The sequence below is a fragment of the Kiloniella litopenaei genome, assembly GCF_000982415.1.
Taxonomy (GTDB): domain Bacteria; phylum Pseudomonadota; class Alphaproteobacteria; order Kiloniellales; family Kiloniellaceae; genus Kiloniella; species Kiloniella litopenaei.
On sequence record NZ_LANI01000002.1, the window covers coordinates 488,421 to 510,414 of the forward strand.

Sequence of the window (21,994 nt, forward strand, 5' to 3'; positions counted from 1 at the left end):
ATTATCCACCAACGGGGCTGGGCTTTGGGCCACGGGGATAGCAAACAAATGATGCACGTGCTCCTTGGAACATCGGGCAACTATTCCAAAGAAGATCTTCACCCCTAAGTTCTATACGACCATCACCACAGGTTTCTTTTGCAAAGGCCAGAACTTGACCTGGGTCGTTCAATCCCTTGCCATAACAAACCCCAAAGCCCCATGGGGTGTATTTGTTCTTTCCGTATATTTGCGCCCCTTTGGCCACGGCTTTAGCCACAGGCCGTGCAGCATCAACTTTAATGGGTTCGTTCGCACATCCGGCAAGTATGGCAAAAGCAAGCATAGCGCATAACCAGCGCCAACATTGTTTGATATCGTTCATGCTTCTTCTCCTCTCTTCCCGTTCATGACAAACCTGCTCCCCAACCTTTTGTATACTGCTCCTTTTATCTGGGTAATAATGATACCCAACAGAATAACCCCTAATGCAACAAAGGCTTGGGTATCATAACTCTCGGATAAAAAGAGGAACCCCCACACCATCCCGAATACCGGGACCAGATAGTTATTCAACGCGGTAAAATTAGCGCCGACAGCACCCAAAAGATAATACAAAATAATATAGGCAATCGCAGTTGATACAATAGAAAGCATCAAAAGCGCCCCAAAGCTCAAAAGACTTGGCTCTAAAGACATTGGATCTTCAACAATAAACGCCATGGGCAATGCCATTAAAGACGCACAAAGTAAAATTGCCGCTCCATTCACGATTGGATCCTGTTTAACCAGTCCAACTTTACGAGCAAATACAGAACTTGCCCCATAACAAAAACTGGCAAAAGCAACAGCAAGCTGCCCAAGAACAGAATCACCCAACCCCTTTAAAGCCTCTGGCCCGACAAGAAGAACAACACCCCCAAATCCAGTTACCGTCCCGATAACCTTAGGTAATGACATTTTCTCATCTTCTGTCCAGAAATGAGCAATCACCAAAGCCGTAAGGGGTACTACAGCCATCAAAATAGCTGCCAGACCAGAATCTATGTGTAGTTCCCCCCAAGAAATCAGAACAAACGGCAAAATATTTCCCGTCACCCCAATCAATGCATAATACCGCCAGGTTTGAAGATCTCGGGGAAAACGCTTCCCCAAAACCCAAACCAATCCACTTAGAACAATTGATGCAAATAAAAGACGAAAAGCCGTAAGCGTTACAGGCGAAACACTCTCTAAAGTGATTTTAATAAGGAAAAAAGAGCTTCCCCAGATTGCCCCCAATAGTACAAGAAGTACGTATTGATGGAGCTGTGGCTTGTCTGACAGCATGCGAAGGATTCCATTGGGAGTTTGAATTCCCCCCAATGTTTCAAGAAACCAAAGCAAAGGCAATCTCATTTTACGAGATGATTACTTTGCTCTAAATATGACCGAAATCCTTTACGGGATTCAGGTCTCTACAGCCACATCCAAAGTCGTTTCGCTTGATGGCAATCCACCTCTGGCCTGTGTACTGATGTTTTTTAGCTGCTCAACATGTGAGGAAAGAGATTGAACAATACCACCGATTTCTGTTGTTGCCTGACTTGTTTGCCCTGCCAATTGCTTCACTTCGCCCGCAACAACGGCAAAACCTTTACCTGCATCCCCTGCACGCGCAGCTTCAATTGTAGCGTTTAAAGCCAATAAATTCGTCTGACGGGCGATTGCATCAATCTGTTGCGCAACCTGTCCTACATTTTCAATTTCAATACTTAATTGAGCTATCTCGTCAAAAATTTTGTCAATGCTTTGCTCAATAACATCCTGATTTGGATTCATTTAATTCACGCTCCCGTTAGACCTAGATAACACTGATAACAACTTGCCATTAACGCGAGATTAACCAGAACAAGAAAAAGTAATTTTTGGGAAAACATACCTTTTTTGCACGAAATTTTCACGCCTGGGTCATCAGGCCTTGTGATATAATGACAACAACAATCATTTATCACTGACAAGCATCACACTGAAAGGTATCAAAACTGGGGGAGACTGACAGGGAATACGGGATAATTAAAAACATTCGTTTCTATCGGTTGAAAAAACTCCCACAATAATCTTTTGTTCGGTATAAGTAATAACAACGAAACACTATTCATTCATTTTTGCTTAAGAGGATAGTGTTAATTTATAATTGGTCTTTGCTATTAAAAAGCTGGTTGGCAAAAACTACGATTAAGCATTGATACGTTTGGGTGTGGAGCGCCGGTTGAATTTAAATATACGCAACTCCATTTGCGGTAAGCTGCTATCGATCTATATTCCATTGATCAGCATCAGCTTGCTGCTTCTCTTTACCGTTCTTGAAAGCCGGAATATTCATAAACTGAATTCCGAGCTTGGAACGCGTTTAGATAAAATGGTTGATATTCAGGGCACCGCTTTATCAACACCGGTCTGGAACTATGACCTGGATTCAATTCAGGCGATATTACTGGCTTTATCCAGAAACCCGGAATTCCATTCAGCACAGGTTTACGACACTGACGGCCTTATCCTTGCGGAACTGGCCAGCGAAGATGCCAAATCTATTGATGCTGCGCTTTCCAGAGAAACTGAAATTAAACACAATTCCTTTGATCGCCTCGAAACGATCGGAAGTGTCAGGGTTTTATTTCATGACGAATTGATTTCAGCGGAAATAAAAGAACGTTTAATCTTTGACGGTTTGGTAATGGTCGTTACCATTCTTGTCCTCTCTGCCCTCACCTTTCTGGGTGCGAATTCCTATATCGGTGTTCCACTAAAGCTTCTGTTGGAATCAATTCAATCCGAAAAACAGCACAAAACGCGAGTAGCTGTTAACTGGACATCAAATGACGAACTTGGTGCCGTGGTTACCGCCTATAATGATTTGTTGCAAAAACAGTCAGCCTATGAAGCCGCGGTTAAGGCATCTGAGCTTCGAGCCAAAAGATCAGAAGCACAGCTAACACAAGCTATCGAAACCATGTCAGAGGGTTTTGCTCTCTATGATCAAGAAGACAAGCTTGTTCTATGTAATAGCAACTATCGAAACATTTCAGCGAAACGTGCACGTATTATTACGCTGGGTTCTCGATTTGAAGATCAGGTTCGCGAACTCGTTTATGCAGGTGATTTTGTCGGCACAGAAGGACGTGAAGAAGAATTCATTAACGAAACTTGCGCCAGCCACGAATCCCTGCAGGAACGGATGATATTGCACCTCAGCAATGGCACCTGGTTACAATTCAATCACCGCAGGACCCCGGCAAAAGAGATTGTTGTTCTGGCAACTGATATCACGCCATTGAAAAATCAGGAACGAGAAATCAGACGCGCCAAAGAAATTGCAGATCAGGCCAATACAGCAAAATCTCAATTTCTCGCCAATATGAGCCACGAGCTTAGAACGCCACTCAATGCTATTCTTGGTTTTTCCGAGATTATGAAGGGCGAACTTATGGGGCCGCTGGGATCAACTCACTACAAATCCTACTGTCAGGATATCCATTCGTCCGGCACCCATCTTCTTGATTTGATTAATGACATATTAGATCTATCCAAAATTGAAGCAGGTGCCTTTGAGCTTCAGGACGAAACAGTTGATATTACACAAACAGCCCGCGCGGCCCACAAACTGGTTGTGGGGCAAAGCTCTTCTGAATTTGTCCCCGTCACGCTTGATATTCCTGACAACCTTCCCTTTGTTCGTGCAGATCTGAGGGCTATAAAACAAATTCTTCTCAACCTCCTCTCAAATGCGGTTAAATTTACACCACAGGGTGGGGAAGTTATTCTCAAAGCCAACGAAAACGAAGATAACAGTCTAAGTATAGAGATCAGGGATACCGGGATTGGCATTCCAAAACACGAATTAGAACGCATCCTGGAACCATTCATTCGTGCCGATACCCCGATGACACGGGCTTTTGAAGGCACGGGCCTTGGTCTCCCCCTTGTGAAGTCCTTGATGGAACAACATGACGGCCAACTTGGCTTGGAAAGTGAAATTAACAAGGGAACAGTTGCAACCATTACCTTCCCTGCCGCCAGAGTAATTCCGCGCAGAGAAGGTGATACTCTTTTGAACCAGACCGTAAATAGTGCTTGATCCAAAACATGCCTAGCCAAGCAACTAAACGCGATACCCCTCGTCGAAAATGATTGTACTTTTCTTAGCAAAAAGCCCGCAGATAAAACTGCGGGCTTTATTGATATTGATCTACCCCACAATATGAACACTTAAAAGCAGGATAAAAAAGTTTGCTTATTTAGAGATGGTGATATTCACCCATCGCATCCAGAAGCCAATCAACCAGATACTCGGCAAAGGACGGACGGACAAACATCCGGTAAGTCGGCTTGTCATCCAACATTTGCAACAGCACAGGGGCTTTCCCAACACGTGTTTGAACGGCCTGTCCCGGCGCAAAAGACTGTGCATCCATATCCAGACGACAGCTTTTCTTCATCACATTACGTGCCTGTGCCCCTGTCAGATCAAGTGCCGTGCGGTTACCGGAAACATCAATAACCGCAACATGTAATCCATCAAGCGCATCACGCAGTTTTTGAACAAGATCATCTTGCCCGTCAACCGGACCAACAACCTGCCATTCGTCAGGGCCTAGCCAGAAAACAGTAAAGTCGCCTTTGGTGACATAGGTGTTTGGATCTGTTGGCACAGCAACACCAACGACCTTTTTCACCCCGGCAACAAACTTTTTATCTTCGGCATTCCCGCGGATATTCACCTGAGCCAGAAAAGGGACTTCTGACAAGCTGACACCTTGTTCGCCACTGACAGAACCATTGATCATGGCCTGTTCTTTGTGCGCGATAATACTGCTACGGAATGTATCAACCATCACGACGTTCTCCTTTTGGATCGTAGAAGACCGGGCTGACAATTTTCACCTTTGTCACCTTGCCGCGGTCATGCGCGTAAATCCATTGTCCCATACGGTTATGTCCATCCTTTACCAAGGCCATCGCAATAGAATGGCCCAGGTTCGGGCTCCAGTAAGAAGATGTAACATGACCGACCATCGGGGCAGGTGTCGGGTTCACACGCTCATAGGTAAGCTGTGCGCCCTCTTCCAGAACTTCCTTTGGATTTTCTGTAACAAGACCGACAAGCTGTTTACGACCTTCACGGGCCGTATCTTCACGGGCAAATGAACGGCGACCAATAAAGTCACCTTTCTTCTTTGCAACGATCCAGTCCATACCAAGATCCTGTGGTGTCTGTGTCCCATCAGTTTCCTGGCCAATAATGACAAAGCCTTTTTCTGCACGAAGGACGTGCATGGTTTCGGTTCCATACGGCGTAATGTCGTACTTTTCCCCTAGCTCCATACATTTCTTCCACAGGTGAAGACCATGCCAGTTTCTGACATTGATCTCATAGGAAAGATCACCGGTAAAGGAAATCCGGAAAACACGCGCAGGAACACCAGCAACTTCACCTTCGCGCCAAGTCATGAACGGGAAAGCTTCGTTAGAGAAATCCATCTCTGGTGCAAGCTCTTCCAGTAGCTGACGGGCTTTGGGACCACCGATAGAAAGTGTCGACCACTCTTCTGTAACAGACGTACAGTAAACTTCCAGATCGGGCCATTCCGTCTGCAGATACTCTTCCAGCCAATCAAGAACACCGGCGGCACCGCCAGTTGTTGTTGTCATGTGGAAGTGATTTTCGCCAAGACGCGATGTCACACCATCATCAAAGACCATGCCGTCTTCTTTGAGCATAAAGCCATAGCGGCAGGACCCAACAGGAAGTTTTAACCAAGCGTTTGTGTAAACCAGATTAAGGAACTTTGCTGCATCTTTACCCTGAATATCGATTTTACCCAGTGTGGACGCATCAAGAATACCAACACCTTCACGCAGAGCAGCAGTCTCGCGCGCCACGGCCGCATCCATGTCTTCCCCGGCTTTCGGGTAGTACCATGCACGTTGCCACTGACCTACAGGCTCAAAAGCAGCCCCATTTTCCAGATGCCAGCTATACATGGAAGTACGGCGAACAGGATCAGCAAGGTCGCCATTAATGCCACGTCCAGCCAAAGCACCAAAGTTAACAGGGGTATAGGGCGGGCGGAAAGTCGTTGTACCGACCTTCGGGATAGCCTTTTCCAACTGCGACGACAGGATCGCCAAACCGTTTACATTGGAAAGTTTCCCCTGATCCGTCGCCATACCTGTCGTGGTATAACGCTTCATATGTTCGACAGAGTGCATGCCTTCACGCGCCGCCAGCATGATATCTGCGGCGGTAACATCGTGCTGATAATCAACGTAATGCTTGCGCTTGCCCTGACCGACGGGATGATCCGTTGGCACAACCCAATAGGCCTTGATGGCTTTTTCTTCAACAACAAGTGCTTTCGGTGAAGCCTTTGCCTTGCCTTTGCCAAACCCGGCATCTTTGGCCGCCGCAGCACCCGCCGCAGCACCTTCATCAAGGGCAGATTGCAAATCAAAAGAACCTTTACAGGCACCAACAGTACGTTCGTTCTGTGCAGAGATATTCGGTACAAAACAAACTTTCTCTTCATCATAACGGAGCTTGCCGATTGACTGAGAGAAAAGATGGACCGCGGGGTTCCATCCACCAGATGTCAGGATCGTGTCGCAATCAATCTTGCGTCGGCTACCAGTGATCTTGGTGCCATCCGAAGAAACTGTTGCAACCTCAACACCTTTGACACGTTTACTGCCAAGGGTGGCAACAATGCCTGACCCCGTCAGAATTTCAATGCCTTTTTGGCGCGCTGCGTTGGGCAGATCACCATCGACAACTTCACGCAAATCAATAACGGTTGGAATATCCATGCCCGCATCAACCAGATCAATTGCTGCCGAATAAGCACTGTCATTATTCGTGAAAATAACACCGCGACGCCCGGGTAGTGCACCATAACGGTTGGCATAGGCCTGCCCCGCATTGGCCAGCATAATGCCCGGGCGATCATTGTCAGCAAAAACCAGTGGGCGTTCGTGCGATCCAGTTGCGAGCACAACCTGTTTGGCGCGGAAATGCCAGATACGATGTTTGCTCAGACCCGGCTTGGCGCCCGGACCGAAATGATCCGTTCTGCGTTCATGAACCGTGATGTAGTTGTGATCGTAATAGCCAAAAGCATTTGCACGTTTTAACAAACGCACATTATCCATTGCTTCCAGTTCAGCAACAGCAGAATTAACCCATTCCTGAGCCGACTTGCCGTCAATGATCTGTTTTGTGTTCAACAAAGAACCACCAAATTCAGGCTGTTCATCACACAGAACAACGCGGGCGCCGGTACGTCCGGCTTCAAGTGCTGCACTCAACCCGGCAGGCCCGGATCCAACAACCATGACTTCACAGAACTCGTTCATGTGATCATAGGTATCGGGGTCTTTTTCACGTGGCAAAACGCCCAGACCAGCCATACGACGAATGATCGGCTCGTAAACCGTCATCCACATTGACTTCGGATCCATAAAGGTTTTGTAGTAGAAACCTGCAACAAAGATACGGGACGCCACAGAGTTAACTGCAGCAAGGTCAAAGTTTACAGACGGCCAACAGTTGACAGATTTAGCTGTCAAACCTTCGTAAAGTTCAATCTGTGTCGCACGGACGTTCGGCTCGCTACGCGGTCCGGTTTCCAGCTGGATAATTGCATTCGGCTCTTCAGAACCGGCTGTCAAAATACCACGGGGACGGTGCGTCTTGAAACTACGCCCTACCAGATGAACCCCGTTTGCAACCAATGCAGATGCCAGGGTATCCCCTTTGACACCTGTGTAATTTTTACCGTTAAAGGTAAAATTAATGACGTTGGAACGGTCAACCCGTGTTCCCTGTGTCGTACGGAACTTCTCGGTCATCACGCGCCCTCTTTCTTGTTAACAGGGGCCTTTATTGCAACTGCTTTCTTAACCGGGGCTTTCTTAGCCGGAGTTTCTTTCGCAGGCGCAGGTTTGGTCGTTACTTCTGCGGGTAAATCCGGTTTTTCACCCACTTTATAAACAGAGACGATTTCATTGGTTACAGTGTTACGTGCAACATTGAACCAACGACGACATCCGTCAGAGTGCACCCAACGTTCGCGGTGAACACCCTTGGTATTCGTCCGCATGAAAACGTATTCAGCCCATTCTGCATCGGTCAATTCATCGGGGTTTTCAGGGCGCACGATATGTGCCTCGCCACCGTAATGAAATTCTGTTTCGTCGCGTTCACCACACCAGGGACATTTGATATAAAGCATCCAATTTACTCCTTAGTGGGCCACACCGGCAGCACCGTGTTCATCCACAAGCGCACCGGTAATAAAACGATCAATAGAGAACGGCGCATTAAGATCATGCGGTTCGTCTTTGGCGATTGTATGGGCATAGCACCAACCCGCACCCGGTGTTGCCTTAAAGCCACCAGTCCCCCAACCAGCATTAACGTAGAGGTTCTTAACCGGGGTTTTACCAACAATCGGAGACGCATCAGGACAGGTATCAACAATCCCGCCCCAGGAACGCATCATCCGGGTCCGCGAGAACAGAGGGAAAAGTTCCATGGCTGATGCCAACTGATCTTCGATCACATGTAACGAGCCACGCTGGCTATAACCAACATAGGCATCAATACCCGCGCCCATAACCAATTCGCCTTTATCAGACTGTGACACATAAACGTGCACCGCATTTGACATAACCACGCAATCGATGACGGGTTTCATTGGCTCGGAAACAAGCGCCTGCAGCGGATGTGATTCGATTGGCAAACGGATACCAGCCATGTCAGCCACAACAGAAGTATGCCCGGCACAGGCCATCGCAACTTTCTTGGCTTTGATATCGCCAAGTGACGTGCGAACGCCTTTTACAGTACCGTTTTCGATCATCATTCCCTGAACTTCACAGTTCTGAATAACATCGACACCCATATCGTCTGCGCCACGGGCGTAGCCCCAGGCAACCGCATCATGACGGGCGGTACCACCACGACGTTGCAAGGTCGCCCCCATAACCGGGTAACGGCTGTCTTTGGAGATATTTATGATCGGGCAAAACTCTTTTACCTGTTCCGCATTCAGCCATTCAGCATCAATACCGTTGAGGTTATTGGCATTCACGCGGCGAATTGATTCGCGAACGTCGCCAAGGTTATGCGCCAGGTTCAAAACACCCCGCTGAGAGAACATCACGTTGTAGTTCAGTTCCTGGGAAAGGTTTTCCCACAGCTTCATCGCGTTTTCGTAGAACAGGCCAGATTCGTCCCACAGATAGTTCGAGCGAACAATCGTTGTATTACGTCCGGTGTTACCACCGCCAAGCCAGCCTTTTTCAATAACGGCAACATTGGTAATACCGTGTTCTTTTGCCAGATAATAGGCGGTCGCCAAACCGTGGCCACCCGCACCAATAATCACAACATCATATTCCGGCTTCGGATCTGGACTACGCCATTGGCGGGGCCAGTTCTGATGCCAGCTCATGGCATTTCTTGCCAAGCTGAAAATCGAAAAACGGGACATAGCCGTTCACACTCCTCTATTAGTTATCCATATCCTACGCCTAGTTTCAAAACTCTACCATGTACGGCGAAGACAAGATCATTGTATCCTTGCGACATTCTGATAATCTTCATGTTCAGAAGCGACACATAACTCTTAACAACGACAAGAAAAGACAGCAGAGGAGAAGTCATGAACAGACCATCAGACATGACCTCTATAGGTAAACCATCGTTTGAGGTTACTTCAAAAGAGACAACCTCATTAAGTGTCGCATTTATCCTCTTGCCAAACTTTACCCTGACCCCTTTTTCATCGGTAATTGATACACTACGTCTGGCAGCTGACGACGAAGATTATAGCCGACCTTTAAAATGCCGCTGGTCCATCATCAGCCCCAAACCAGGTCGGCCGGTAAAATCCAGCTGCGGCGTTGAGATCACACCACCCAACGACATCAGCGATCTAGCTCAATATGACTACCTCGTTGTTGTCGGAGGCCTGCTACACAAAGGGCCACAGACAGATCTTGAAACCATCAAAGTCCTACAAAAAGCAGCTGATCACGGGGTCTCTATTATCGGGCTTTGTACGGGTACCTTTGCCATGATTCGCGCAGGTCTTATGCAAGGCAAAAGATGTTGTGTAAGCTGGTATCACTACAATGATTTTCTGGAAGAATTTAGCGACGTCAAACCTGTCGCAGATCAGGTCTATGTTATTGATGGAAAACGAATTACTTGTGCTGGAGGTGCCGGTGCTCTCGACCTCGCAGCCTGGTTAGTTGAAAAGCATCTGGGCAAGGCTGTCGCGCAAAAGAGTCTTCGGATTCTTCAGGTAGATAAGGTTCGCTCCGCATCCGCCCCACAGCCTCAACCGCCAGCCATTCAGCTCTCTCATAACGAAAGAGTGCGCAAGGCAGTTCTGACGATGGAACAAAACATGTCTTCCCCACTTTCCATTGAAGAGCTCTCTAACCGAGTGAATATATCCAAAAGGCAACTTGAACGTACCTTTAGCGAGCACCTCGGGGTCTCTCCACAGGCCTGTTATCGGGATCTAAGATTGCGCCATGGGTTATGGCAACTGCTCAACACAGATAAAGCTATAAGTGATATTGCAGCTGATTGTGGCTTTTCGGATGCTTCTCATTTTTCCAGGCACTTCAGTAAAACTTACAAGCGCCCCCCTTCTTCCATTCGCAACAATCGTGAAGAAGGTCAGGACCTTTTACAAACCCTGACGCCAGAGAACTTCCCCTCAGTAAATATTTAGAATTTTGAAACAGGGCAGACCTAGCTCCCCTTCCCCTATAGATCCCCCAATACAAAAAAGGCCGATACAATCAAGTACCGGCCTTTCTTTAATTCTACCACCTTATCGTTAGGAAATACCGCGAATTTTGTCAGAACGACGACGCAGGATTTCTACTGTGGTCAACATGATAATTGACATAGCAACAAGCAATGTAGCCACTGCCAGAATGGTCGGGCTAATCTGCTCACGAATACCAGCCCACATTTGCATAGGCATTGTTCTCTGCTCGACACCCGCAATGAAGATCGCAACAACAACCTCGTCAAACGATGTCATCAAAGCAAAGAGGGCACCTGAAATAACACCAGTCATGATCAGCGGCATGGTGACCTTGAAAAAGGTGTAGGTTGGCGTAGCACCTAGGCTGGCCCCTGCTTTAATCAGAGTAGTATCAAAGTTGCTCAACGTAGCCGTAACAGTAATAACCACAAAGGGTGTTCCCAGTGCTGTATGAGCTAAAATCAAACCCAAATAGGAATTAGAAATTCCTAAGGCAGAGTAGAAGAAGAACATCCCTGCAGCTGCAATAATAAGAGGAACAATCATCGGGGAAATTAGAAGCCCCATAATGATGCCTTTATACGGCAGTTCTGATCGACTCAAGCCCAAAGCAGCAACAGTCCCCAGACCTGTAGATAAGATTGTCGAGAAGAAGGCAACAATCACTGAGTTCTTGATAGACTCTTGCCAACGATCACTCGTGAAGAAATCCTGATACCATTTAAGTGAATAAGCATCCGGATCCAAGGTTAACATGCCTTCAGTAAAGCTAAAGTATGGCTCTACATTAAAAGACAAAGGTACAATAACCAGTATGGGCGTAATCAGAAAAATGAAAATCAATACGCAAATAGCGCGAAACCCATAGTACCAAGCTCTTTCAAGAGGCCCTGCATAAGAAGGTACAGCCATTCTCTTATCCTAACTTAACTTTATTATCACCAACAACGCGGCTATAGAGGGCAAAGATCGCTAACACCATTACCAGAAGCATAACCCCAAGCGCTGCTGCCAATCCCCAGTTAAGAGATTTTTGCATGTGATAAGCGATCATGTTCCCAATAAATCGACCAGATTCCCCCCCAACTAGAGCTGGTGTGATGTAATAACCAATAGAGAGAATGAAGACCAATATCGCTCCAGCAGATACCCCTGGAACCGTTTGCGGCACATACACACGCCAGAAAGCTGTCCAGTTAGTCGCCCCCAGAGACCTTGCGGCTCTAACATAGCTAGGTGGAACCGTTTTCATAACTGAGTAGAGCGGCAAAATCATAAATGGCAACAAGATATGGGTCATAGCGACCACAGTCCCTATCGCATTGTAGATCATCTGCACCCTTGCTTCGTTCGAAATAACTCCAAGCCACACGAGAAGATCATTCAAGATGCCTTCGGTCTGTAACAGAGCAATCCAAGAACTGGTTCGCACCAACAATGATGTCCAGAATGGTAACAGGACCAATATCATCAGAATATTGGCTGTCTTCATCGGTAAGGAAGCAAGAAGGAAAGATACCGGATACCCCAACAACACGGTCATGAAGGTTATGAGAAGGCTCATCCAAACTGTGCGCCAGAATAATTTCAGATAAATCTGTTGTTTTTCCGGTGCAAAGGAGATTTCACCATCCGGGGATTCCACCATATCAAACGCATTGATAAAGAAAGAACCCGTAACAGGAGATCCTGTTTTCTTAATAATTTTCCATGTATCAATATCACCCCACTTCTTTTTGATACCGATAAGGGACTCTTTATAGGGGGCAACAATCTTTTTATGCTTACGTGCCGTACCGGTAATAAGGCTACGCATCCCGCTTTTTTCATAGTTTAATCGGGTCGCCGCTTTACCAATGGTTTTTGCCTTCCGCCCCTCAATTAAATCTTTTGCGAGAGCAGCATAAATAGTTTCATCCGGAAGTTCTTGACCATCCCAACTTTTAAGCGCCTCGGTAACATTTGGCATGTATGTGTGAACTTGAGGGTTATCAACAGACCGAACAAGCATATTACCAATGGGGAAAATGAAGGTCACCAAAATGAATGCAACCAATGGCGCAACCAACAGGATCGCTCTTATTTTTTTCTGCCTTAACGAGCGGCTCAAGTCTCCTTTGAGCCTTTTCTGCTCTTCAGGACTCAAATCGCCTGTTGAATCAACTGTAATTGCCATGATTTTTCCCAGATATTTTATCATTATGACACTTATGAAAAAGACGCATGAAAGGCAGCCCCAGACATCTGTTCACCAGACATCTTTTTCATAAGTGTCAGGGGAGAGCACGATGTCTCCCCTGCACCTATTAGCTTATTGAGCCAACCAAGCGTTGAAACGCTCGCTTAGGTCATCTTTGTTATCAGCCCAGAAACCAGGATCTTTTTTAACTGGTGTCTTGAAGTTGTCTGGGTGAGTCGGCATGTGCGGGCCCATATCAATACCAGTAGTGATATGAGTGCTTACCAATGGAGCAGCGGAAGAACGTGCTGGACCATAAGAAATGTATTTAGCTTGGTCTGCATTACGCTGAGTATCAGTAGCGTAACGTAGGTAATCCATTGCCGCCTTCATATTTGGCGCACCTTTAGGAATTACGTAGCCGTCAAGCTCAAATACCTGACCATCCCAGATGATTGTAAAAGGCTGTTTTTCATTTACCTGTGCATCAAAGATACGGCCATTGTAGCCTGAAGCGATGGATACTTCACCATCAGCAAGCAACTGAACAGCTTGTGAACCAGCTTCCCACCAAACAACCTGATCCTTGATGGTGTCTAACTTAGCGAACGCACGATCAACACCTTCAGGTGTATCCAGAACGTTATAAACTTCACCAACAGGAACACCGTCAGCAATTAGAGCCCACTCGAGGTTAGCATCAGGCTTTTTCTCAAGAGCACGCTTTCCTGGGTATTTTTTAAGGTCAAATACATCAGCAATCGTTGATGGCTTATCACCTGCGAAAGCAGTCTGATTGTAAGCAATCACTGTTGAGTAAACGATTGTTGGTACGAAGCAACCGTTCAATGAACCTGGAATGAAGTCATCAAGTGGCGATGTGCCGTCAGGAGCAGCATTCAAGTCTTTGTTATAATCTAGCTCAACAGCAAGGCCTTCGTCACAAGCAAGCATGGAATCACCCTCGAGAATATCGAGAACATCCCATGTTACGTTACCAGCTTCGGACTGAGCGCGAAGACCCGCAAGTCCGTTACCAGCCTGATCAGAATCAAGGATCGTGATTCCAGTCTCAGCAGTAAAAGGATCACTATAAGCTCCACGTTGGCTAGCAGTATAAGCGCCACCCCAGGATACAACAGTGATGCTATCAGCAGCCTGCACAGCTGTTGCAGCAACAACAGAACCCAGCACGAGAGCTGTGGAAAGTTTCAAAGTTTTCTTCATTCTTAATATGCCTCCCTAAGGCTTTGTGACCTTGTGTCAGAAAAACACGACATAATTTTCTACATAAAAGCAGAAAATGGTCTGAAAGATCAGGCGTCCAGCGCCCGACAGTCATCAATACTCCAGCCCACAGGGATTGTATCTCCTTCTGCGAGCCCCTTCTTGTCAGAAGAGTTTGGAACCTTGACGATAAAGTCATCATGTCCGCAAACGTTCATACGAACACGGATATGATCACCCAAATAAATAACTTCTTCAGCTTTACCTGAGAACACGTTCTGACATTGTCCTTCAGCAGGATTGAGGAACACTCGTTCAGGCCGCAGAGAAAGAGTTGTTGCTGTACCAGCACCATCGGTGTTGATATCCAAGGCTTTAACACGTTCACCGCTATCCAGGACAACCTCACAGATACCATCTGCTAAGGCATCAACTTTACCGCTGAGTTTATTATTCTCACCGATAAACTGGGCAACAAATGCGTTTTCTGGCTTCTCATATAGCTCAGTTGGCGGTGCCAACTGTTGAATACGTCCATCTTCAAACACGGCAATGCGGTTTGACATCGTCAGAGCTTCGGATTGATCGTGCGTCACGTAAACAACAGTAACACCCAAGCGATCATGGATATGTTTGATTTCATACTGCATCTGTTCACGCAGATTTTTATCAAGCGCCCCCAGTGGCTCATCCATCAAGACAAGATCTGGCTCAAAAACCAATGCGCGGGCCACAGCTACACGCTGTTGCTGACCACCGGACAACTGTGCGGGACGACGATTACCGAATTCCCCCAGCTCAACCATATCCAATGCACGTTGAACTTTTTCTTCGACTTCGGCTTTACCCATTTTCCGAACTTGAAGCGGAAAAGCCAGGTTCTCTGCAACGGTCATATGCGGGAACAATGCATAGTTCTGAAAAACCATGCCAATGCCACGTTTATGCGGCGCAACATTATTAATAGAACGCCCGTTCAGAAAAATATCACCATGCGTTGCGGTTTCAAAACCAGCAAGCATCATCAAGGAAGTTGTCTTACCGGACCCGGAAGGCCCCAACATTGTTAGAAATTCGCCCCTTGGTATGTCAACGTTAAGGTCTTTCACAACCAGATTAACGCCGTCATAACTCTTTTGGACCCCATCAAAGCGTACATACGCCTCACTAGATGCGGGATTCGCCATAGCGCCTATTGCCTCGCTACCTGTTTATTTTTTTACGCCGTATGCGCATTTTTTATACGCACACATTAGAAACATTAATTTCGAATGAATCAAGCACCCACGAAAAAAAGTTGTGCATGTTCAAAGAAATAAACATCACTTTGATTAACTACTGCAATGGTTGGATTTATTTTCCGACTTGTTGACCAAGTCATGCCTCCCATATTCGGCACGAATAGATATCATGCCTTATTTATTATACTGAACGGCTCTGAAAATTTATTTTCCAGCGCAACACCCTTCTTCAACGAGGATTATGAACAATTCAGTTTATGCCTTACTTCAACTACGATGACCCACGAACCAAACACTGTCATGAATAAATGTGACATTAACATGAACGATTGAGACATAATGACTTAATTTTTACCTAAATACGACATTATCATCTTCAAAACCGCCGATTTTCAAAATTTAATTTACCGCCAACTTTCCTATACAACTTAGGGAAATTATATGGAAACAGTTCAACAATATTAAAAGAACAAGGCTCAAACCTCAGGAATAATCTTACCCGGATTCAACAACCCCTTGGGATCTAGTGCCTGTTTTATTCGGCGCATGACCGAAACGGCGTTATCCCCATGTTCTTTTACCAAATATTTCTTTTTACCCATACCGATCCCATGTTCTCCCGTACAGGTTCCACCATAGGAAATCGCCATATCCACCATGGCCTGATTAACGCGCCCTGCCTTTTCCATCTCATCCGTATTCGCCGGATCAACGATAAATAAAACATGAAAATTTCCATCGCCAACATGACCAATAATCGGCGCAACAAGGCCCTCTTTATCAATCAACTCTCGCGTTTTTAATATACATTCAGACAGTTTGGAAACTGGTACGCAAACATCGGTTGGCCACCCCTCACAACCAGACCGCAGGTTAATTCCCGCATAATAGGCATCGTGCCGTGCCTGCCATAACCTGTTGCGATCCTCTTGCTCAGAAGCCCACTGAAAATCACCGCCCCCATAGTCATTGACAATTTCACCAACCTGTTCGGCCTGCTCTACCACACCTGTTTCAGTTCCATGAAATTCGAAGAAAAGCGTAGGGGTCACTGGATAGGAGAGTTTAGAGTAACGATTAACGGCATCCATCTGCACTTCGTCCAGAAGCTCTATCCGCGCCACAGGAACCCCCACCTGAACAATCAACATAACAGCATCAACAGCTGCTTCCAGGTTTGGGAAAGAGCAGACAGCCGATGAAATCGCTTCGGGGATACCGTAAAGTCTTAACTGTAGCTCTGTGATAATACCCAATGTACCTTCTGACCCGACCATAAGCCGCGTCAAATCATAACCGGCAGAAGACTTACGTGCACGACCACCCGTTTTTATAACCTCTCCATCAGGCAAAACAACGGTAAGCCCCAAAACATTGTCACGCATTGTTCCATATCGCACCGCATTCGTGCCAGATGCCCGGGTTGCCGCCATCCCCCCCAAGGACGCATCAGCGCCAGGATCAATCGGAAAAAAAAGTCCCTTGTCTCGTAAATGATGATTAATCTGCTTTCTTGTCACACCTGCCTGAACCCGGCAGTCCAGATCCCCATCGCTGACATCCAGAATATTCGCCATCTCAGACAGATCAATACATACCCCCCCGGCAACAGCGGCAACATGCCCTTCCAAAGAAGTCCCGGCACCAAACGGCACCACGGGGCAATCATGTTCATAACAAAGCTTCATAACGGCCGAGACTTCTTCCGTAGAGTGAACAAAAGCAACAGCCTCTGGCGGCATAGCCGGATGATGGGATTCCCCTTTGCCATGTCTTTCACAAATTGCCGCAGATAGATTTAGGCGATCCCCTAAAATTTCAACCAGAGCAGCCTTCAAACTATCGCTGAGACGTACTTTATTCCTCATCCATTCACCTGTGACATCATGAAAATAGAACCTGTTAGTATATGCAAATTAACAAAACACACTGGACTAACACTATGGGATCGTTACCCTATCACGGAAGAAAATAACCAGCCAGTCAGCAATAACATATATTTGAATTTCAGAAAGATAAGCCCCCTTTGAAAGAAACGGATCTATACCCCCCAATAAAAGCATATCTTGAAAACCAAGGGTATGAAGTAAAGTCTGAAATCAAGGGGTGTGATGTCATTGCGGTTCGGGGTAATGAAACCCCTGTTATTGTAGAGCTCAAAACCAGCTTCAATCTAACACTCCTCTTTCAGGGCATTGATCGACAATCCCTAAGCGAAGACGTCTATATGGCCTTTGCCATTCCCCACAAATTGAAAAGAACCAATCCTTGGTTTCGCCACCAAAAAGACATCGTTAAATTATGCCGTCGCCTAGGATTGGGTCTAATTACCCTGCGCATGGGTGAAAACCAGCCAACTGACATTCAAATTCACGTAGATCCCGGCCCCTATCAACCACGCAAAAACAAACGCCGCCAAGGATTACTGCTACAAGAGTTTGAACGCCGTGTCGGTGACCCAAACAAGGGGGGAAGTAACAAACGTCCGATCATCACAGCATATCGTCAAGATGCCCTACGCTGTGCCAACTATCTGCACCACCATGAAAAAGGAAAAGTCTCAGATATTAAAAAGAACACCCTGGTAGAAAAGACAGCCGCAATACTTCAAAGGGATGTTTATGGCTGGTTCATACGGGTTGAAAGAGGCATCTACGAGCTTTCCCCCAAAGGGCAAGAAGCCATAAAAGAATATGACGATATTATAGAGAACCTCAAAAAATAACCTCTACAGACCTGCTTACAAAATAGTATCCCCCTTAACCCTGATATCTGAACCCCGACTTTAATGTAGGGGGAATTGCTGTTGGCCAGAGACCTATCGGAATCGGCATGCATCAATAACAGCGACAAGATTTAACTTTATTTGATAACTTGCCATAAGAGTGCCCCATTACCCCTTTAGAGATAAGGTATGAAATATCTTTTTAAATCGCTAAAGCGAGTCACAGCTCTCGTATTGCTATTACTTATTGGGCCTGGGCTTGTCATCCTAACCGGTCAGGTAGATCTAAACACGCCCTGGAGCAAAGCAAATCGCGACAGAGCTGGTATCGCACCTGATCCAGATACAACCCCTGAAGCTATCGTACAGGTTTATGGCGCCCGAACCTATAACTGGCGAGGCGCATTTGCCGTCCACACATGGATAGCTTTTAAAGAAGAGAATGCCCGCGAATACACCCGGCTCGAGGTTATTGGCTGGCGTCACTATCGCGGCATGTCCGTCACATCAGTGTCAACCGGATGGCCCGATCGAAACTGGTTTGGGTCAAAACCGGAAATCTATCATAACATTCGAGGCAAGCAGGCCGCTGAAATTATTCCTCAGATTATCGAAGCCGCCAAGACATACCGCTTTCCCGACAAATACGAAGCTTGGCCCGGGCCGAACTCCAATACCTTCACCGCCCATGTAATTAGACAGATCCCCGCATTAAATGTGGACTTACCCCCAACCGCAGTCGGCAAAGACTATCTTGATGAAAACGATATTTTTTTTGCAGCAGCCCCCAGCAATACGGGTTTACAGTTTTCATTTTATGGGATGGCGGGAATTACACTTGCCACATCTGAAGGTATTGAAATCAATATATTGGGATTAAACTTTGGCGTAGATCCCGATAACATGGCCTTGCGCTTACCCGGTATCGGCAAAATCGGCTTGATAGAAACCTCTTCTGCGGCCTCATCGCAAAAATGACAAGAAGCCATGTTACAAAGGCATAATCAGGGAAAAAAGACATTATCATTATAGCCTAAGCCTGCGATGATACTTTTGTCTTCTTTCCCTGGGCCAGGGATTGACTCTCAAGCAGTGGCAAGCTAGTGCAAAAGAGATATACTATAGTAAGTTTTCGATATCCTTATGATGGGGATAAGCCTCTTCTAAAAACAAAGGCAAAATAAGCATACAATGAGTATTTGGGGAAAAATTGTTGGTGGAGCAGCAGGCTTCCTGGTAGGCGGACCTATCGGTGCATTTCTGGGCGCCATGGCTGGGCACGCAGTTGATCGCATGCGGTCGGAAACTGACGAAGATGGCACAAACAGCACAAAACAAATCACCTTTACTATCGGTGTGATTGTGCTCGGCGCCAAAATGGCCAAAGCAGACGGGGTTGTGACCAAAGATGAGGTTGCCGCCTTTAAACAGGTCTTTCGTATTCCCCCGGAAGAAATGAAAAATGTTGGCCGTCTTTTTGACCGTGCCAGACAAGATTCAGAAGGTTTTGAACCTTACGCAAATCAGATTGGCCGGACCTTCAAAGATAATCCGGCGGTTTTGGAAGAGCTTTTGAACGGACTGTTCCACATTGCAAAAGCTGATGGCAACGTCTCCCCCGAAGAAGTCACCTATCTTCAACGTGTCGCAGAGATTTTTGGCTTTAGCGAGGCTCAATGGGATCGCCTCCATGCATCAAATGTTGGACCGGATAAATCTGATCCCTATAAAATCCTGGGCGTTACCCGCGAAAGCAGTGACCAGGACATAAAATCAGCCCACCGCAAGCTTGTTATCGAAAATCACCCCGACAAGCTTGTTGCTCAGGGTATGCCCCAGGAATTCGTTGATCTTGCGAATGAAAAGCTTGCCGCAATCAATGCAGCATACGATCAAATTAAACAACTCAGAAATTAAGAATTAAAAACAAAATGGCGCCTCCTTCTCATCTTGTCGCTCTCAACAGCGCCGGATTGCGTTTTGGTACAAAAACGCTTTTTCAGGATCTTACCTTTGGCCTTGCCCGCGGCGAAAAAGCCTGTCTGGTTGGTCGAAATGGTACAGGCAAGTCAACGCTGTTGAAAATCATGGCTGGGCAACAGGAGCTGGACGAAGGGCAACGCTTTCTCCAACCCGGTATAACTGTCGCCTATCTACCACAGGATCCCGTTTTCAATCAGGATGAAACAGTCTTTGATCACGTCAAAGCCGGTTTGCGTCCGGATGTCAGTGAGGCCGATTACCTTGTTGACGCCATGCTCGATCATGTAAAACTCCCCGGCGACAGGCGTCTAACCGGCCTATCCGGTGGCGAAGGGCGACGTGCAGCATTAGCCCGAGCATTGATCAGTGACCCAGAAGTCCTTTTGATGGACGAACCCACCAACCATCTGGACCTGCCAACAATACAATGGCTGGAAGAAGAACTTAAAAACTTTCGCGGCGCCCTGATGGTGATCAGCCATGACCGGACCTTTCTTAATCACCTCACCCGTCAAACCTTTTGGCTGGACCGCGGCACAGTTCATCGACTTGGCAAAGGTTTCGAGCATTACGAAGCCTGGGCCGAGGAAATGCGCGAGAACGAGGAACAGGAATTTCATCGCTTGAAACGTAAAATTGTTCGCGAAGAACACTGGCTTCAGCGCGGTGTCACCGGACGACGTAAACGCAACATGGGCCGCTTACGAAATTTACAAGATCTTCGCCAAAAGCGCGCAGAATGGATGAAGGGCCCCGGAACAGCCAAGCTTCAGGTGGAAACACTTGATACTGGCGGCGACAAAGTCATCACTGCCGAGAACATCAGCAAATCCTATCCTCTGGCGGGTGGAGGCACCCGCAAAATCATCAAAGATTTCAGCACCAAGGTCAAACGCGGGGACCGCATTGGCATTGTTGGCCCCAATGGTGCCGGAAAGTCCACTCTTGTCAAAATGCTGGTAGAAAAGATTGAACCGGACACGGGCAAAGTTGATCTGGGCACAAATCTGACCATGCTCTATTTTGATCAAAAACGTGAAGATCTCGACCCCAACAGCACTCTTTGGGAAACCATGTCACCCGGTGGCGGAGATTCCATCATGGTACGCGGACAGCAAAAGCATGTTGTCAGCTATCTGAAAGATTTCTTGTTCGACGAAGGACAGGTCCGCCAACCCGTTTACACCCTCTCAGGTGGCGAAAAGAACCGCCTGTTACTCGCCCGCATGTTTGCCCAGGCCAGCAATTTGCTGATACTTGATGAACCAACCAATGACCTGGACATGGACACGCTAGACCTGTTGGTCGAGGTCCTAGATGATTATGACGGTACCCTCTTACTTGTCAGTCATGACCGTGATTTTTTGGACCGATTGGCGACAGCCATCTATGCGGTCGAAGGCGATGGCACTGTTGTTGAGTACGCCGGGGGCTACAGTGATTATCGGGCACAAAAAGCCTTGAGCGAAACCGCAACAGCCCCATCTGACACAACACCAGTAAAATCAAAGCCGCAAAAGAAAGAAAATGCGCCTCGAGCAAAATCCTCGGCAAAGCTTGGCTACAAAGAACAAAGAGAGTTGGACTCGCTGCCGGGATTGATCGAGAAACTAACAGAACAATCTGATAACCTACAGGCAGAGTTGACCAACCCAGAACTATACAGCAAAAACCCGGAACGCTTTCAAGAAGCCACTAAACTTCTTGAAAAAACACAAAATGAGCTGGAAGCATCGGAAGAACGCTGGTTGGAACTGGAAGAAAAGCAAGAGAACCTCAAAGCGGGGAAACTTTGACCTTAGAGGTTTCAAAAAAGTTACAACTCCAAAAA

Annotated in this window: 17 protein-coding genes and 1 pseudogene; 6 read left to right on the forward strand and 12 right to left on the reverse strand. The window is 46.8% G+C overall.

Annotation, left to right across the window (positions count from 1 at the left end; translation table 11 throughout):
- Position 1 precedes the first annotated feature (1 nt).
- From WH95_RS03810 to WH95_RS21775, 3 genes and pseudogenes are all read right to left on the reverse strand, one after another.
- Positions 2 to 364 (reverse strand): hypothetical protein, encoded by a 363-nt coding sequence (locus WH95_RS03810; RefSeq protein ID WP_046503038.1) that lies wholly within the window; start codon positions 362 to 364, stop codon positions 2 to 4.
- A complete protein-coding gene (locus WH95_RS03815; RefSeq protein ID WP_162199375.1) occupies positions 361 to 1,308 on the reverse strand; it encodes a DMT family transporter in 948 nt (315 codons plus the stop codon). The genes WH95_RS03810 and WH95_RS03815 overlap by 4 nt, the downstream gene beginning before the upstream one ends.
- Positions 1,309 to 1,506: 198 nt before the next feature.
- Positions 1,507 to 1,800 (reverse strand): annotated as a pseudogene (locus WH95_RS21775) (methyl-accepting chemotaxis protein); the annotation flags it as partial.
- A 430-nt stretch (positions 1,801 to 2,230) separates the two neighbouring features.
- Here WH95_RS21775 and WH95_RS20405 point away from each other — a divergent pair.
- Positions 2,231 to 4,096: an ATP-binding protein gene (locus tag WH95_RS20405; RefSeq protein WP_052741770.1), complete on the forward strand. Its 1,866-nt coding sequence runs from the start codon at positions 2,231 to 2,233 to the stop codon at positions 4,094 to 4,096.
- A gap of 160 nt (positions 4,097 to 4,256) precedes the next feature.
- Here WH95_RS20405 and WH95_RS03830 read toward each other — a convergent pair whose 3' ends face one another.
- From WH95_RS03830 to WH95_RS03845, 4 genes are read right to left on the reverse strand one after another with little or no spacing between them, the layout of a single operon-like run.
- Positions 4,257 to 4,853, reverse strand: a complete 597-nt coding sequence (locus tag WH95_RS03830) for a sarcosine oxidase subunit gamma (protein WP_046503042.1) — start codon at positions 4,851 to 4,853, stop codon at positions 4,257 to 4,259.
- Positions 4,846 to 7,866, reverse strand: coding sequence for a sarcosine oxidase subunit alpha (locus WH95_RS03835; protein ID WP_046503044.1), 3,021 nt, complete (start codon positions 7,864 to 7,866; stop codon positions 4,846 to 4,848). Before WH95_RS03835 ends, WH95_RS03830 begins: the two co-directional genes overlap by 8 nt.
- Complete coding sequence (locus tag WH95_RS03840) at positions 7,866 to 8,249, reverse strand: sarcosine oxidase subunit delta (RefSeq protein ID WP_082113961.1); 384 nt, start codon at positions 8,247 to 8,249, stop codon at positions 7,866 to 7,868. Before WH95_RS03840 ends, WH95_RS03835 begins: the two co-directional genes overlap by 1 nt.
- Before the next feature lie 12 nt (positions 8,250 to 8,261).
- Positions 8,262 to 9,512, reverse strand: a complete 1,251-nt coding sequence (locus WH95_RS03845; protein ID WP_046503047.1) for a sarcosine oxidase subunit beta family protein — start codon at positions 9,510 to 9,512, stop codon at positions 8,262 to 8,264.
- 171 nt (positions 9,513 to 9,683) lie between these two features.
- Here WH95_RS03845 and WH95_RS03850 point away from each other — a divergent pair, with 171 nt between their 5' ends.
- Complete coding sequence (locus tag WH95_RS03850) at positions 9,684 to 10,766, forward strand: GlxA family transcriptional regulator (protein WP_046503051.1); 1,083 nt, start codon at positions 9,684 to 9,686, stop codon at positions 10,764 to 10,766.
- Positions 10,767 to 10,874: 108 nt separating this feature from the next.
- On the opposite strand, the gene WH95_RS03855 is transcribed toward WH95_RS03850, so the two are convergent.
- The 5 genes from WH95_RS03855 to WH95_RS03875 form a co-directional block, all read right to left on the reverse strand.
- The gene (locus tag WH95_RS03855; RefSeq protein WP_046503054.1) at positions 10,875 to 11,720 is read right to left on the reverse strand and encodes an ABC transporter permease; all 846 of its coding nucleotides are present in this window, start codon (positions 11,718 to 11,720) and stop codon (positions 10,875 to 10,877) included.
- A gap of 4 nt (positions 11,721 to 11,724) precedes the next feature.
- Complete coding sequence (locus WH95_RS03860; RefSeq protein ID WP_046503057.1) at positions 11,725 to 12,984, reverse strand: ABC transporter permease; 1,260 nt, start codon at positions 12,982 to 12,984, stop codon at positions 11,725 to 11,727.
- Positions 12,985 to 13,119: 135 nt separating this feature from the next.
- Positions 13,120 to 14,214: an ABC transporter substrate-binding protein gene (locus tag WH95_RS03865; RefSeq protein ID WP_046503059.1), complete on the reverse strand. Its 1,095-nt coding sequence runs from the start codon at positions 14,212 to 14,214 to the stop codon at positions 13,120 to 13,122.
- An 89-nt stretch (positions 14,215 to 14,303) separates the two neighbouring features.
- The gene (locus WH95_RS03870) at positions 14,304 to 15,401 is read right to left on the reverse strand and encodes an ABC transporter ATP-binding protein (RefSeq protein WP_046503061.1); all 1,098 of its coding nucleotides are present in this window, start codon (positions 15,399 to 15,401) and stop codon (positions 14,304 to 14,306) included.
- A 530-nt stretch (positions 15,402 to 15,931) separates the two neighbouring features.
- Entirely contained in the window at positions 15,932 to 17,323 is a 1,392-nt protein-coding gene (locus tag WH95_RS03875) for an FAD-binding oxidoreductase (RefSeq protein WP_046503063.1), read from the reverse strand.
- A gap of 158 nt (positions 17,324 to 17,481) precedes the next feature.
- On the opposite strand from WH95_RS03875, the gene WH95_RS03880 reads away from it, so the two are divergent.
- The 4 genes from WH95_RS03880 (at position 17,482) to WH95_RS03895 (ending at position 21,959) form a co-directional block, all read left to right on the forward strand.
- The gene (locus WH95_RS03880) at positions 17,482 to 18,180 is read left to right on the forward strand and encodes a DUF2161 domain-containing phosphodiesterase (RefSeq protein ID WP_046503066.1); all 699 of its coding nucleotides are present in this window, start codon (positions 17,482 to 17,484) and stop codon (positions 18,178 to 18,180) included.
- Positions 18,181 to 18,369: 189 nt separating this feature from the next.
- On the forward strand, positions 18,370 to 19,158 hold the full coding sequence (locus tag WH95_RS03885) for a DUF3750 domain-containing protein (RefSeq protein WP_046503070.1): 789 nt from the start codon (positions 18,370 to 18,372) through the stop codon (positions 19,156 to 19,158).
- 213 nt (positions 19,159 to 19,371) lie between these two features.
- Positions 19,372 to 20,097, forward strand: coding sequence for a TerB family tellurite resistance protein (locus WH95_RS03890; RefSeq protein ID WP_046503074.1), 726 nt, complete (start codon positions 19,372 to 19,374; stop codon positions 20,095 to 20,097).
- A 14-nt stretch (positions 20,098 to 20,111) separates the two neighbouring features.
- Positions 20,112 to 21,959 (forward strand): ATP-binding cassette domain-containing protein, encoded by a 1,848-nt coding sequence (locus WH95_RS03895; RefSeq protein ID WP_046503076.1) that lies wholly within the window; start codon positions 20,112 to 20,114, stop codon positions 21,957 to 21,959.
- Positions 21,960 to 21,994: the final 35 nt, after the last annotated feature.

Coding starts and splice junctions, on each gene's coding strand:
- WH95_RS03830 (WP_046503042.1), bottom strand. CDS start 4,853: ATGGTTGATACATTCCGTAGCAGTATTATCGCGCACAAAGAACAGGCC.
- WH95_RS03835 (WP_046503044.1), bottom strand. CDS start 7,866: ATGACCGAGAAGTTCCGTACGACACAGGGAACACGGGTTGACCGTTCC.
- WH95_RS03890 (WP_046503074.1), top strand. CDS start 19,372: ATGAGTATTTGGGGAAAAATTGTTGGTGGAGCAGCAGGCTTCCTGGTA.
- WH95_RS03875 (WP_046503063.1), bottom strand. CDS start 17,323: ATGAGGAATAAAGTACGTCTCAGCGATAGTTTGAAGGCTGCTCTGGTT.
- WH95_RS03870 (WP_046503061.1), bottom strand. CDS start 15,401: ATGGCGAATCCCGCATCTAGTGAGGCGTATGTACGCTTTGATGGGGTC.
- WH95_RS03860 (WP_046503057.1), bottom strand. CDS start 12,984: ATGGCAATTACAGTTGATTCAACAGGCGATTTGAGTCCTGAAGAGCAG.
- WH95_RS03845 (WP_046503047.1), bottom strand. CDS start 9,512: ATGTCCCGTTTTTCGATTTTCAGCTTGGCAAGAAATGCCATGAGCTGG.
- WH95_RS03840 (WP_082113961.1), bottom strand. CDS start 8,249: ATGCTTTATATCAAATGTCCCTGGTGTGGTGAACGCGACGAAACAGAA.
- WH95_RS03850 (WP_046503051.1), top strand. CDS start 9,684: ATGAACAGACCATCAGACATGACCTCTATAGGTAAACCATCGTTTGAG.
- WH95_RS03885 (WP_046503070.1), top strand. CDS start 18,370: ATGAAATATCTTTTTAAATCGCTAAAGCGAGTCACAGCTCTCGTATTG.
- WH95_RS03815 (WP_162199375.1), bottom strand. CDS start 1,308: ATGCTGTCAGACAAGCCACAGCTCCATCAATACGTACTTCTTGTACTA.
- WH95_RS03865 (WP_046503059.1), bottom strand. CDS start 14,214: ATGAAGAAAACTTTGAAACTTTCCACAGCTCTCGTGCTGGGTTCTGTT.
- WH95_RS03895 (WP_046503076.1), top strand. CDS start 20,112: ATGGCGCCTCCTTCTCATCTTGTCGCTCTCAACAGCGCCGGATTGCGT.
- WH95_RS03855 (WP_046503054.1), bottom strand. CDS start 11,720: ATGGCTGTACCTTCTTATGCAGGGCCTCTTGAAAGAGCTTGGTACTAT.
- WH95_RS03810 (WP_046503038.1), bottom strand. CDS start 364: ATGAACGATATCAAACAATGTTGGCGCTGGTTATGCGCTATGCTTGCT.